This window comes from Paenibacillus jilunlii (assembly GCF_900102965.1).
GTDB classification, from domain to species: domain Bacteria; phylum Bacillota; class Bacilli; order Paenibacillales; family Paenibacillaceae; genus Paenibacillus_AQ; species Paenibacillus_AQ jilunlii.
Genome location: NZ_FNGM01000019.1, coordinates 36,301 through 50,271, shown reverse-complemented (window position 1 = coordinate 50,271; position 13,971 = coordinate 36,301). Strand labels below are relative to the sequence as shown.

Here is a 13,971-nt window from a genome sequence, read left to right as displayed (position 1 = left end):
AATTCCTTTATCAATAAAAAAAGCAATCAGTGCCCATTTCAAATTTATATTCTAATAAATCCTCAAAAATCTCACTATAATAATTTCCTGTGTTAACAATAACAAAAAACTTTTTTCTATCGAGCAAAAAAATTGGCTCTGTAAAAATGTGATCATTTTCGCATGTTATAGATAATTTCTTGTCATAGGCATAGTATTCCAATTCATTCTTTTGTAATACGCTTTCAATCTCATGAAAATCCCCCTGCATTCCCCAAATCACAACACTTCTATTATTTAACTTTTCCGTTAATATCTTTTCTAGTCTTTCTAAATATGAAACTGTCTTTATTTTAAAAAATATTTTTCCCCATGCTAAATAGTCTCCTTTCCACGCAACATAGGGATTGATACCGGTATAATTAAATTTAGAATATACAATCCATGTGTCTTTTTTTATTCTTTGAATATTCTCATTAGGACTATCTTTTAGTATTAATAAATGCACCTCTTTATCAGTGAAGCTTTGATCCAGGGATTGTTTTAAATCAATAATTTCTTTGTTCGTCACTTCTTTAGAACGCCTAACAAAAAGGATTTTATTGCAAAAACTTATTCGTCTGTAAAAGCTCTCAACTTTATGAGTGAATTTTGAATTTAAAATTTTGAATGTATCCGGATAAACAAAATCCCCTTTCGGAATATCATGTCTCGAAATAAAATTTGTCCCCTTATCCAAAATAACAAAGTGCCCCTCCTCATCTTGATTTTCGGCCAACTGTTGATTTTCTAAGTTAAAAAAAGAGTCAAACATAGTGTCAAATTGTTTACTAATTTGTGATGTGTCATTGCTTACTATCCAATCAAAAGGGCTGCTAATATTGGCTAAACCATTTATTTTAAAATTTTCCGCTGTAGCGCATGAGTTACCTAAACTAACAATTGCATCATAATAATTATCAAATAATTCGCAATCATACATAATTCATTCGCTCCATTTCTTTAATGTTGTTTCTCTATATATTGCATGCTATACAACAATATTAGCGTTAATTTTCGCAGACCAACACCGTCACCGACTCCACATGCACCGTCCACGGAAACATATCCACCGGAGTGACCTCCACTGTCCTGTACCCGCCATTCTCCAACACCCTTAAATCCCGCGCCAGCGTGGATGGATTACACGACACATACACCACCCGCTCCGGCTTCATCGCCAGAATGGTATCCAGCAGGCGAGGATCGCAGCCCTTCCGCGGCGGATCGACGACGATGACATCCGGCGTAACGCCCTGCTCTTTCCAGTTCGGAATCACGTCTTCGGACGCGCCGACTTCAAACACTACGTTGTTCATATTGTTAAGCTTCGCATTCGCCCGCGCATCTTCTATAGCTTCAGGCACAATCTCTACACCATACACCTTAGCCGCGTGCTGGGCCAGGAACAGCGAAATGGTCCCGATGCCGCAGTAGGCGTCGATCACTGTTTCCTTTCCTGTGAGCCCGGCGTACTCTACGGTTTTGCCGTACAGCACCTCGGTTTGGGCCGGATTGACCTGGTAAAAGGAACGGGGCGAAATGGCGAACTGCACATCGCCAATATAGTCATAAATGACGTCTCTACCCCACAGCACACGGGTTTCGCTGCCGAAAATCACGTTCGTCCGCTGTGTGTTGACGTTCTGGCAGATGCTCTCCACCTGCGGCAGCGCCTCGCGGATGCTGCCGATCCAGGCATCCAGATGCGGGATATCGCGGCCGTTTGTGACCAGCACCAGCATCATTTCGCCGGTGCGGAAGGCCTTCTTCACCACGACGTGGCGAAGGAGGCCGCGTCCCGTTTCTTCATCGTAAGCTGTGATCCCCAGGTCTCTGCCGATGCCTTTTACGGCAGCAACGACCGCATCGTTATCCTCATGCTGAATCAGACAAGTCTCCATATCGACAATCCGGTGGCTGCCACGGGCATAGAAGCCGCCCACAAGCCCGCCTTTGGTGACGCCCATCGGCACCTGGGCCTTGTTGCGGTAGCGCCAAGGCTCGTCCATGCCCAAAGTTGGACGGACGATAATGCCTTCGCTTAGGGAAGCTGAAGCATTTGCACCTGAGTCCGCAGCTTGGCTTATGTTGGCAAGCAAACCAGCCTTTTCTGCACCATCTGCCGTTTCCGCACTCGCGACACTTGCCACACTATCGCCCTCAACCGCCGGAATTTCTGCGCTTGCCGAATTAGTGCCTCCCTCTTTGCTGTCACGAGCAGCTCCATGAGCACTTCCATTCCCAGCTTCCGCGCCGCTTCCTGCTGTCCCCGCCACCTGCAGCTTCCCAATCCGCTGCAGGTTGTCCACCACCAGCTGGCGTTTCCAAGCCAGCTGGGCGGGGTAGTCCATATGCTGCAGCTGGCAGCCGCCGCATTGGTCATAGATCGGGCAGGGCGGCGCGATCCGGTCGCCGCTGGCCTGGACAAGCTCAAGCAGTTTGGCGTAGCCGTACTGCTTTTTGGTCTTAAGGACCTTGGCGCGGACCTTCTCACCGGGAAGCGCACCCTGCACAAAAAGGGTAAAGCCCTCTACGCGGCCTACCCCTTCGCCTTCATGGGTCATGCCGATAATATCGAGCATGACCTCATCGTTCTTGTTCACTGGCAGTCCGGCGGCAGGTGCCGAGCTGTCCCGGCGGCTTGCGCTGCGTCCACTGCGTTGCTTACTCATCTATGTTCACTTCTTTCATTATCTTCACTGTTAAACATCTTAACTATTGTCCCCGGAAGCACCAATATCATCATTTAGTTGGAATTTCTCCAGCTAATTATATCTCATTGTCATCACAGAAGCATCTAAATGGAAAAACTCCAGCTAATTCGCCGCTCAACATACAACTAGGAGCTTATTCCACGAATTAAATGGAGTAATTCCAACTATTTCAGTGCATAGGGGCTTTTCTGCCCATTTTAGTTGGAGTTTTTCCCACTATTGCCGTTGTTATAATTTCTGGTGCACGATTCCATAAGCTAGCCGATTAAAGCTTCCCCAGTAAATCGATAAGCACATGCCGATCCTACCGGTTACGCCCGATCAGGTATTCTGTGCAAAAATCCGCAGATGCTGCGGTAAAATGCTGAATTGGCCCGGCAGTGTCCCGCCAAGCTCGCCGTCCAGGTTCAGCTGGACATAACCGGGGGAGGTGACCTCCATCGCATCGGTGCGGAAGTATACGACCTTCTTATCCTGCAGATGCTCGCCGCGGATCGCCAGGCTGACCAGACGGATGAATTCGGCCAGATTGCATTTTTTGACTGCGATTACGTCGAACAGTCCATCGTCGATACGGGCATCTGGAGCAAGCTTCTCGAAGCCGCCTACGGAATTAGTATTGGCAATGAGGAAAAGCATGAACTCGTCATGGATCAGCTCTTGGCCGTTCGCGCGGATGTACAGCTCCTGCGGAGACAGGCTGGCCATTTTTTCAATACCCTTCAGATAGTAAGCAAGCTGGCCCATCATGGTCTTCAGCCTGCTGGGAACCTCGTATGTCAGCTCAGTCAGTCTTCCGCCGCCGGCTATATTAATGAAGTAACGGTCATTGGCTTTGCCGAGGTCAATCAGGCGCGACTCCTGACGGAGAATCAGGTCACAGGAATCCTCCCAATTCTTCGGAATGCCCATCGCCCGGGCAAAATCATTGGTGGTCCCCAGCGGCAGTACACCCAGCGGAGGAAGATTCGGCTTCTCAGCCATGCCATTAATGACCTCATTCAGCGTACCGTCGCCGCCCGCCGCAATGATCAGATCATAACATCCGCGCTCAACAGCTTCCGCTGCTGCTGCCGTTGCATCGCCCTCTCCGGTTGTTGCATGGCATGTGGCTTCAATACCGCCAATATCCAGCCGGTCCAAAATATCGGCGAGCCGCTTCTTCATTTCTTCCCGACCAGAAGTGGGGTTATAAATCAATCTCGCAGTTTTCATTACCGGAACGCCACCTGTTTTTATAATAGATAACTTTACTGATTATACCCAATTCGGGGGTACACAAGCAATGTCGGCATGCAAAAACGGCTTCACCATCCTTGTAATCAGGGCGCCAGTACCGTTTCAGCGGGTAACGGAGGAATATTTACAGTGTGAAGATATACATTCATATCCTTACAGATGAGAGGAATATTTCTGCATTTCTGCAGGAGGGACAAGCTTGTTGCGCCGCCAGACATCCATGCTTCTTCGCGGCACTTCAGACGAAGAATTTCGGGGAATCCCCTCCATTTGGCTTCGCCGCAATTCGCAGCTTCCATAACAATGTCCTCTGTTCAGGCATCGTTATTTCAGGATAAATATATGTATGCAGCAGCAGGGGGAATAAATACTGGATACGTGTATACTTGTAAAATATCCTTTATCAGCGTTCCCCAAGCTGCTCCAGCATAATCTTCACCTGACGTTCTATCCAATGCGGAAGCAAGGGATGCGGCAGCAGCGTCTGACCCGAATAGGCGTATTCCAGCCCCTGGAGCCGCTCGGGAATTACAACCTTGGTGAAATAGCCTTCACTTAAAAAGAGCGGAGCCACCAACACCTCATGGCCCTGCTCCCGCCAATACTCCACCTTGCTCCGTACACTGTCCGGGTTCAGCAGCCCGTAATCCGCCGCTGCCGCTCCACTGATCCGGCGCACACGTTCGGCCAGCGAAGAGATGCCCTGCTGCCAGCGCTGGCGGAAGCCTTCATGCCTGCTGCCGTGGCCCACGAGCAGAATCGTTTCCCGCTCCGGGTGCTTAGACAGCCCGCGCAGCTTGTCCCAGATCATAACGGCAATATCCGGGTCATCGTCGACCGGGTACCCATAATGCACCTTGGCTTTGACGGCAAAACGCTCCAGATCGGTCTCCTTCTCAGGCGCAGCTTTGGCGCCCAGCGCATACTCTATTTCGTCGACATGCGTACTGCCGGAAGACACAAACAAGGGGATCACAATAATATCTGTGACCCCTGCATCTTCCAATCTGTCTATGCCATCCTGAATCAGCCGGCCTTCTACCAGCTCCAGAAAAGAAGCCTCAACCTTCAGCCCTTCCCCAAGCGTTAAATGGCTTACAGCCTCATCGACCATGGACACCCAGGTCTTGTCGCGTGAGCCGTGACTGATAATCAGTATGCCCGGCTTCATGAATTAGCGTCCCAAACGTTCCAGCGTTAATTTGTACCCGTCATTGCCGTAATTCAGGCAGCGCTTCACACGCGAAATCGTCGCTGTGCTGGCTCCGGTCTCCGCTTCGATCTGATTGTATGTAGACCCTTTGCCCAGCATACGCGCTACTTCGAGACGCTGCGAGAGGGATTGAATCTCATTCACTGTGCATAGATCATCAAAGAAAACATAGCATTCTTCCATATCCTTTAATGTTAAAATGGCTTCAAATAATTGGTCTATACTTTTATCGTTTAGCTTCTTAAGCTGCATCGATTATCATCCCCTAAAAGTTTGGTCAGTGCTGACATCACTGATAAGATATTCTTCAAAAAAAAGAGTTCAGAAACTTAAAACCATATAGTTGAACTTTAGATTTTCATATGGGGTTTAAGTTCATCTTAAATAATCACCATCTTGCCTCTACTATATTGTACTGGAGCACATTTTTCAAGCATTAACGGTTTCACGCTGTAAAGAACGAAATCGACGGACATTTGTCCACCCCACGTGCACAAAAAAAACACATTGTTGAAGATCCGCTTTTCTCATTTCTTAGCTTTTACCGCCTTAACTATAGTACTACATAAGCGCCGAAAATCAAGCATGGTCACGGTTTCTTCACTTCCGGCCCGGCCGGGTGGGCATCCGCCCTTTTCCGCTGCTATCCCGGTAAACCGGGCGTTTGTCTATACCTTATGTTCGCCTATGACATACAGTATAGCAAACCACTAACGAAGGAATGTGATGTTATGCCTGATCATTACTATAACCATTCCCGCCGGGGTACGCGTTCGCTGGCTGAGCCGTATCCTTCATCGCCGTATCCCGGGATCAGTTCATATGCCCAGCCTCCCCTGTACGGGGAAGCCGCAATGCTGCCCGCCGCAGGAGCGGAAGCCGCTGCAGAAACGGCACTGGCCGTTCCCGTTGCCGAAGCCGCCACCGCCAAACCCGGCGGACTGCTCGGAGGACTTGGCAATCTTGGCAATCTCGCCAATATGGAACAGATCAAAAGCATTGTTGACCGGCTGGGCGGCATAGACGGCATTGTCAGTTCTATGGGCAAGGTGCAGAAGGTTATGCAGGGCTTCCAGCAGATGGCCCCGATGGTGAAGCTGGTCATGGGCAGCTTTGGCAAGAAAAAAGGCTCGGGCGGTGAGCTTGCCGCTGAAGAGGATGCCGCGCTCTACAGCCCCAAACGGCGCAAGAAGAGACGCCAGCGCCCGCAGCCGCGCAAAAAAACGGCTCCAAAGAGCCGCCGCAGATCCTCCTCCGTTAAACGCCGCCGCAAGTAGGCGGCGTTTAACGCTTTTAACCAATCAGAACCCGTTGATCCATGCTTATTTGAACCAGCCGCTGCGCCGGAACCAGCTGACCATGCCCGCGCCGAGCACCAGCATCAGCAGGAGCACCCCAAAGTAGCCATATTTCCACTCCAGCTCCGGCATTACCTGAAAATTCATGCCATAGATCCCGGCAATCAGGGTCAGCGGCATAAAGATGGTCGTTATGACCGTAAGGGTCTTCATAATCGAGTTCATCCGGTTGGAGTTGAGCGAGATGTAGCTGTCGCGCAGATCGGCGGTCATTTCCCGGTCCACTTCGATCATATCCGTCAGCTTCAGCAGATGATCATAAATATCGCCAAAATAGATCCGTTCCTCCCCATTACTCTGCACATGCTGTGAGTTCAGAATCCGGTACATCAGATCCCGCATCGGCACAATCGTCCGGCGAAGCTTAAGCAGCCGTCCGCGCACATTAAAAACCTGGCTCATCAGCTCTTCTACCGACTCGCTGCCTCCCTGGCTCTCCAGATCAGCAAGCTCATCCTCCAGACTGTACAAGCATGGAAAATACCGGTCCACCAGCTTATCCATCACCGTGTAAGCAGCCGCCATCGGGCCGCCTGACCAGCCTTTGCGGCTATGAATTTTCGCCTTCACCATCTGCCAGGCCTCTTCCATCTCCTGCTTCTCCTGATGGTGATAGGATACGAGAAACCTTTTGCTCAGAAACAGGTCTATCTCTTCTGCTTCCAGCGTCCGCTCATTGAGCGCATGCAGCACAAAAAACTGCACATCCTCATAATAATCCAGCTTCGGGCGCTGCAGAATATGCATGCAGTCTTCAATCGCCAAGGGATGAAAATGAAAATATGTATCCAGCAGCAAAGTCTCTTCCGCTGTAGGTGTGGAAAAATCCGCCCACACCCAGGCATAGTCGGCAATGGTGATGTCCAGAAGCGGCAGATCCGTCAGCACCTCACCTGTATGGGTTACCGCAAGCGTTCGTATCATATGAGTCCTCCGTCTATTTCTTTCCGCAGCTCTTTTCTTCTACTTAACCATTGTACCGCAAGAAGCCGCTTCTCCCCAAATTCCCGCTGTCCCACCCACTTCCGCAAAAAAATAACCTCCGGAACGAAACCGCTGTATAGCAGTCCTTTCCGGAGGTTTATTGCCCTTCAGCGCCTTGCTTCATCAGCGGTTCATGCCTTCCATCAGCTCCAGGTGCAGCACCTGCAGGAATTTCTTGATGTTGACCTTGACCTTGCCGGAATCCCGGCCCTGTTCAATCTCCTTCATCTTCAGCCGCACCTCTTCAAAATCAAAATAAAGCGGCGCGTAATACTCGAATTTGGGATTGCCGTAATCGGTAATGCCGATGGAAGCCAGGTTCGTCAGGCCTGCCGCCAGCGCCCGGCGCAGCCGCTGCTCAATCGCTTTGACTTCCTTGGCGGCTTCGGCGGGAACGGTTTTGTAGGTGGCGGCTGCCATCTCATACAGCTCCTTGAGCGGAGGAAGACTGCCGGTGTTTTCTTTTGCCGCAGCCAGCTCCATGATCGTGATAATATCCCGGCTTCCGCTCTCCGAGATCATCCCCATATTCATCAGAATGGGCTGAATAATCTCTTTGACCGTCCGTTTGCTGGCCTGGGCCGGCGGCAATCCGAACTGCAGCCCTTCCAGCTTGCCAAGACTCAGCTTAATCTCGTCCAGATAGCGGCCCAGCGCGTAGCGCTCATTGATTTTATGCAGCACCGACTCTACCTCAATTTTATTGATCGGCTTGCGGATGAAGAACTCAATTCCGCTGCGGTATGCGCGGCTGACCATGTCCCCGTTCTCGATCTGCGAGATCATCACGAACTTGGAACGGCAGCCCTGGGACTGCAGCGAAATAATCGTTTCAATTCCATCCTGATCAGGCATCAGCAGGTCCATCAGCACAACATCCGGATTCTCGCTGAGGATCAGGCGCACCCCCTCTTGTCCGCCTTCCGCCGTGCCGGCCACTTCGCCCAGTCCACTGTCCTCTATGATATGCTGCAGCATTCTTCTGGCAGCCCCGTCATCATCCACTATACAGAAAGAAAGCGGCATGCTCTATTCCTCCTTCCGCAGTTGTGCCGTCGGTATACTAATCTGAAACATCGCCCCTCCGCTATGGGAAGCCGGCTGGACGGTTATTTCTCCTTCAAATAAATGAACAATATCCCGTACATGTGACAGTCCAATTCCCGTCGCCGCTACGCCCTCTTCATTAAATTTGGTCGTGAAGCCGGGCTCAAACACCAGTTCCAGATCGCGTTCCGGAATCCCGCTGCCGCTGTCGGTGACGGTGAACAGGGTGTTGTCTTCTTTTTCATACATGTCCAAAGAGATTCTGCCCTTCCCTTGGATCACTTCAACGGCATTGGCGGTGAGATTGTTCAGCAGCGTCAAAAGGGGGATATAGCTGTCCGTGGTGTAATCAGAGGTATGTTGGATGCTGAAGCTGATCTGTTTGCCGAGCATTTCCGCATATTTGGCATTGCTCTTCACCGTGAAGCGCAGAATGTCGGATATCGGCATATCGCCGGTTACCTCGCGCTCTGCCAATTTGACAAGACCCGCCAGAATCCGCTGGGAATCCTTCTTCACCTCATGAATCTGCTGGGTAATCTCTAAGACCTGCCTGCTGTACCGCGGCATCTCTTCCTCGGCCTTAAGGTTCCGGTACAGCTCATAGCTGCTCAGCGTTACATTTTCCAGCGTCCCGATCGATTTCTTCAGATAAAACACTTCACCATACAGCCCCGAGCCGAATCCGAGCATTTGCTCAATCCGCCGGGTCTGTTCTCTTTGGGTGATCCTGAGCTGGCTGACCGAAATGCTGCTGTACACTCCGGTGGTAAAATACGTGCGCAGCACAGCAATCGCCATCAAATAGGTCCATTCATTCAGCCGGAAGGTCGCCGAGTCCAGCACAATCAGCCGGGTCAGCAGCTCCATTTCATTGGACAGCAGATCGATCAGCGCAGCTACCCCGCCGAGCACCAGCGGATGGAAGGCATCGATCCGGCTTTTGATGAGATTCATCAGCAGCGCGAACACCATATAATAGACCATAGCCGAGAAATGGCTGGTCAGGCTCTGCAGGAGGGTCAGCCCGCTATCCCACACTGCATCCATTGCCGTACGGAACAGCAGAACAACAATGCCTGTAGCCGCTCCGGTGATCACATAGGGCAGCCGCCTCATTAAAAGCAAAAACAGCAGAAAAGCACTGCTGCCCATTGCAATCCGGAAGATGTCGCCATCAAACGGATTTATTTTGAATTCTCCGGCCACTGCCGTACCGGCTGCAACCACTGAGATTTGTACAAGTCTTGATTTCATCAAAGATTGTCCCATCACTCACTGCTCCTGCCCGGGGATGTTGACAACTATAGTATCATAACCGCCTCTCATTTCATACGCATTCCTACATGAATTCTCCTGGTTTAGACGGCTTTATTCTCCAATTTCCGCGAGACGACCGACAGCATGTAGTTGACGGTGAAATAAATTAGTGCCACCAGCATCAGTGTTGGTATCGCGTAGCTATAGCTGTGCCCGATGACAATGTTTGCGTTATGCATCAGCTCCGGCAGTGAAATGACTACCGCCAGCGAGGTATCCTTCAGCAGGGAGATGAACTGGCTGACCAGCGGCGGAACCATCCGCCGGAGTCCCTGCGGCAGCACGATATGCCACAAGGCCTGAAAGCTGCTCAGCCCGGATGAGCGTGCGGCTTCAATCTGCCCCTTATCAATAGAAGTGAGTCCGCCGCGGACGATCTCGGCAATCATCGCGGCCTCGAATATGGTTAGCGCGACAATGGCCGCTGTAATCAGGCTCATTTTGATACCCACCTCGGGCAGCGCGAAGCGGACGAAGAAAATAATCAGCAGCAGCGGCAGATTGCGGATCAGCTCTACCAGGTAGAACATCACCGGCGACAATACCGGAATCTCAGCGTAGCGGATTACGCCAATGACGCAGCCGATCACAAAGCTCAGGATGATCGACACAAACGCCACGATCAGGGTAATGTACAGCCCGTCGAGCAGAAATTTCAAATTATCGGTGGAGTAGGCACCGGCAAAATCCAAACGAATCCCTCCTTAATGCTTTGATTGTTAAGGTGTTGAAAAGTGAGACAGGGCGGGGGCTGCGTGAAGTCTGTGGACTTCACGGGGCGCTCGCTTTAGCGTTGGCATTCAGCGGGGGCTCTTAACGCCTTAGTTGAAGATTCGGGCGGAGGTCTTGCCGGTGACGGGTAACTCCGGGGAATGTTTGGACTTCCGGCCGCTGTTATGTTTGGATTTCCTCGATTTAAACCGCTGGCCGCGGTAGAAATCCAAACATAAAGGCGGACGCTATCGCTCCTCCAGTTCCAAACTTCCCCTCCGTTACTTTCACCTTCAAGCTGCGCTTATCTTCATTTCGGGCAGAGCCTTAAGCTTCGGGCGAACGCATACCGCTCCGCCCTTCAGCCCAAACCTCACTCCGCCCCTTGTCTCACTGGCTTCAAAGCTTTGCCAAGCAAAGCTAAGATCAGAAGCAGCTGGATCGAAGGCTTCGGGTGACCCGGCCTTCTCTCTTAGGTAAGTCGATCAGCAGCGCTTCGCAGGCTGGTAAACCTGCAAGAATGAACCTTCAAGATCAACACCTGACAGCCGTTTCACGGACTGTAAAAAACACAAACTTCAAACCTGCAAGAACAAAACCCGGCAGCCGCTTCGCGGACTGCATAAGAGCAAAGTACAAAAACATGAACTAATACTTGCCCCGGCAGCCGCTTCACGGACTGTATAAGAGCAAAGTGCGGAAAGATTAACTAATATTTGCGCTGCAATCTGCGCTCCCACACGCGCACGCCATAGCTGAGCGGGAGGGTAAGCACCAGGTAGAACAGAGCTACGAAAATGTAAGTATCAAATGTGCGGTAGGTTTCCGTTGAAATCCCGTCCGCAAAATACATTAAGTCCAGACCGGCAACGAGGGTCAGCACCGAAGAGTTCTTGATCAGGTTGATGAACTGGTTGCCAAGCGGCGGGATCACCAGTTTGATCGCCTGAGGCAGGATGACATGCGTCATCGTCTGCATATAGCTAAGGCCGGACGAGCGTGCGGCCTCCATCTGTCCCTTGGGAACCGCTACAATTCCCGCGCGGATGGCTTCGGCGATGAAGGCCGAGGTATAGACGGTTAGTCCAATCGTACCCGCCTTGAATCCATCCAGCGTAAACCCCAGCGCAGAAGGGCCGTAAAAGAAAACATACACCACCAGCAGCAGCGGAATGTTGCGGATAAACTCCACGTAGCCTGTGCCAAACCACCGCAGCGCTTTAACCGAAGTAATTCGGAAGACGGCGATTACCGTTCCAATGACGAAGCTGCCGATAAGCGCGAGCACACTGGAGAGAACAGTCCCCCGAAAGCCCTCCAGATACTGGCCGAAATAATCGGTTAATATTGAGAATTCCATAGTTGTCACCTGCCTTTGCCTAAAAATAATCGCTATCTAGCACAAACACGAAAGGATGGCCGGCTGGCTTTCCCGTTCCATCCCTTCGTTTTGGCCTATAAGCACCATTATGTTGCACAGTAACCTTTATTTTGCCGGAGCTTTACCGATCCACTTGGTGTAGATGGCATCATATTCGCCGTTTGCTTTTAGTTCAGCCAATGTATCATTCACGGCTTTAACTACAGCGGTGTTGCCTTTTTGTACAGCAATTCCGTAAGGCTCGTCAGTGAACGGCTTGCCGACCACCTCATAGCCCGGGTCCTGGGCAGCCATACCGTACAGAATCGCATCATCGGTAGTGAGCGCATCCCCTTGGCCGGCCTTCAGCGCGCTGAAGGCATCCTGATAGTTGTCGAATTCCAGCACGGTCACACCCGGAACCTTCTCTTTAATATTTTTGATCGAAGTTGCACCCTTGGAACCGAGAATCTTGGTATCCTTGGTCACGTCCTCAATACCTGTGATCGGGCTGCCCTTCTTCACCAGCAGCGATTGTCCGGCCTGGAAGTAGACATCGGAGAAATCCACTTCTTTTTTGCGTTCCTCTGTGATGGTCATCGTAGCGACAACCATATCAATTTCGCCGTTGTTCAGCATGGGAATGCGTGTTTTGGAGGTCACTTCTTTCAGCTCAATCGCGTTTTCATCGCCGAGAATGTGCTTGGCGATCGCTTTGGAGATGTCAATGTCGAAGCCCTCCACTTTGCCCGAAGCTGGATCCTTCAGCCCGAACAGCCGGGTATCGTACTTCACGCCAACCAGCAGCTTGCCGCGTTCCTTAATTTTTGCGATGGCTTTGGAATCCGTGCTGTTTCCCGAAGCCGCATTACCGTTGCCTGCATTATTACTCTTGGCATTGTTGTTGCTGCATCCGGCAATCACCAGCATGGCCGCAATCATCAGTACACTTAAGCATTTGAAGCTCTTGGACATTTTCATTTCTATTCCTCCCCTTATTCCTGTCTATTTAATTAATGGCTTAACACACGGCTGAGAAAAGTGCGTGTCCGTTCTTCCTGCGGATTCGCGAAGAATTGCTCCGGTTCCGCCTCTTCCACGATTTGGCCTTGATCCATGAAGATGACGCGGTCCGCAACCTCACGGGCAAAGCCCATTTCATGAGTGACCACAACCATCGTCATGCCCTCGCGGGCCAGGTTGCGCATTACGTCAAGTACCTCGCCGACCATTTCCGGGTCAAGCGCTGAGGTGGGTTCGTCGAACAGCATAATTTTGGGCTTCATGGCCAATCCTCTGGCAATCGCTACGCGCTGCTGCTGGCCGCCGGACAATTGCGACGGGTAGGACTGGGCTTTGTCGGCGATGCCGACCTTCTCCAGATAATACATGGCCGTTTTCTCGGCTTCTGCCTTGGACAGGCCCAGCACTTTAATGGGTGCCAATGTAATGTTGTCGATCACCTTTTTATGCGGATACAGATTGAAATGCTGGAACACCATCCCGATTTCCTTGCGCAGCTTGTTGATGTCCGTCTTGCGTTCATTTACTGTGATCCCATCAACGGTTAGGCCTCCGCTCGTGATCGTTTCCAGCCGGTTGATACAGCGCAGCATAGTGCTCTTACCGGAGCCGGAAGGACCGACTACAACGACTACTTCCCCTTCCTGAACATGCAGATCAATATTCTTCAGCACATGGAATTGTCCGTAATGTTTCTCTACTTGATGAAAGTCAATCAACGACAGGCCTCCTTTGCCAGACATTGTATAGTTATTGAATCTTCGGGTTTCCCTCTGTCAGCTATGGTAACACTTAAAACACACCTTATCGCAGAGACTACTAAATCCTACATAATCCTACGCAAGTTGCGAAATATTCATGTCATTTTCCTTTAAAATTGTGAGGTATTTCATTTATTTTTATCCCTGATTAATGATTTTTATCATTTAATTGTAAGTTTTTATGACATTCCTCTCTTGAAAAAAGAAGCATAAACGGTTA

Annotated in this window: 13 protein-coding genes; 1 reads left to right on the top strand and 12 read right to left on the bottom strand. The window is 50.6% G+C overall.

The features are described from left to right. Positions 1 to 10: 10 nt before the first annotated feature. From BLQ82_RS25180 to BLQ82_RS25160, 5 genes are all read right to left on the bottom strand, one after another. Complete coding sequence (locus BLQ82_RS25180) at positions 11 to 961, bottom strand: DUF1796 family putative cysteine peptidase (protein ID WP_062524191.1); 951 nt, start codon at positions 959 to 961, stop codon at positions 11 to 13. Positions 962 to 1,028: 67 nt separating this feature from the next. After that, positions 1,029 to 2,693 (bottom strand): 23S rRNA (uracil(1939)-C(5))-methyltransferase RlmD, encoded by a 1,665-nt coding sequence (rlmD, locus tag BLQ82_RS25175; protein WP_062524190.1) that lies wholly within the window; start codon positions 2,691 to 2,693, stop codon positions 1,029 to 1,031. Between the two features lie 363 nt (positions 2,694 to 3,056). Beyond that, positions 3,057 to 3,950, bottom strand: coding sequence for a diacylglycerol kinase (locus tag BLQ82_RS25170; RefSeq protein ID WP_074648623.1), 894 nt, complete (start codon positions 3,948 to 3,950; stop codon positions 3,057 to 3,059). A 427-nt stretch (positions 3,951 to 4,377) separates the two neighbouring features. Further along, positions 4,378 to 5,145, bottom strand: a complete 768-nt coding sequence (locus tag BLQ82_RS25165) for a sirohydrochlorin chelatase (RefSeq protein ID WP_062524187.1) — start codon at positions 5,143 to 5,145, stop codon at positions 4,378 to 4,380. Positions 5,146 to 5,148: 3 nt separating this feature from the next. After that, a complete protein-coding gene (locus BLQ82_RS25160) occupies positions 5,149 to 5,439 on the bottom strand; it encodes a YerC/YecD family TrpR-related protein (protein WP_020428424.1) in 291 nt (96 codons plus the stop codon). Between the two features lie 479 nt (positions 5,440 to 5,918). Here BLQ82_RS25160 and BLQ82_RS25155 point away from each other — a divergent pair, with 479 nt between their 5' ends. Next, positions 5,919 to 6,464, top strand: a complete 546-nt coding sequence (locus BLQ82_RS25155; protein WP_062524186.1) for a hypothetical protein — start codon at positions 5,919 to 5,921, stop codon at positions 6,462 to 6,464. A 45-nt stretch (positions 6,465 to 6,509) separates the two neighbouring features. Here BLQ82_RS25155 and corA read toward each other — a convergent pair whose 3' ends face one another. From corA to BLQ82_RS25120, 7 genes are all read right to left on the bottom strand, one after another. Then, positions 6,510 to 7,469: a magnesium/cobalt transporter CorA gene (corA, locus tag BLQ82_RS25150; RefSeq protein ID WP_062524185.1), complete on the bottom strand. Its 960-nt coding sequence runs from the start codon at positions 7,467 to 7,469 to the stop codon at positions 6,510 to 6,512. Positions 7,470 to 7,652: 183 nt separating this feature from the next. Beyond that, entirely contained in the window at positions 7,653 to 8,555 is a 903-nt protein-coding gene (locus BLQ82_RS25145) for a response regulator (protein WP_062524184.1), read from the bottom strand. Between the two features lie 3 nt (positions 8,556 to 8,558). After that, positions 8,559 to 9,848, bottom strand: coding sequence for an ATP-binding protein (locus tag BLQ82_RS25140; RefSeq protein ID WP_062524183.1), 1,290 nt, complete (start codon positions 9,846 to 9,848; stop codon positions 8,559 to 8,561). Positions 9,849 to 9,937: 89 nt separating this feature from the next. Then, on the bottom strand, positions 9,938 to 10,588 hold the full coding sequence (locus BLQ82_RS25135; protein ID WP_062524182.1) for an amino acid ABC transporter permease: 651 nt from the start codon (positions 10,586 to 10,588) through the stop codon (positions 9,938 to 9,940). Between the two features lie 728 nt (positions 10,589 to 11,316). Continuing rightward, positions 11,317 to 11,967, bottom strand: coding sequence for an amino acid ABC transporter permease (locus BLQ82_RS25130; RefSeq protein ID WP_062524181.1), 651 nt, complete (start codon positions 11,965 to 11,967; stop codon positions 11,317 to 11,319). Between the two features lie 126 nt (positions 11,968 to 12,093). After that, entirely contained in the window at positions 12,094 to 12,942 is an 849-nt protein-coding gene (locus BLQ82_RS25125) for a glutamate ABC transporter substrate-binding protein (protein WP_082722713.1), read from the bottom strand. A gap of 38 nt (positions 12,943 to 12,980) precedes the next feature. Then, positions 12,981 to 13,709 carry an amino acid ABC transporter ATP-binding protein gene (locus BLQ82_RS25120; RefSeq protein WP_062524179.1) on the bottom strand — a complete coding sequence of 243 codons (729 nt, stop codon included), beginning with the start codon at positions 13,707 to 13,709 and terminating at the stop codon, positions 12,981 to 12,983. Positions 13,710 to 13,971: the final 262 nt, after the last annotated feature.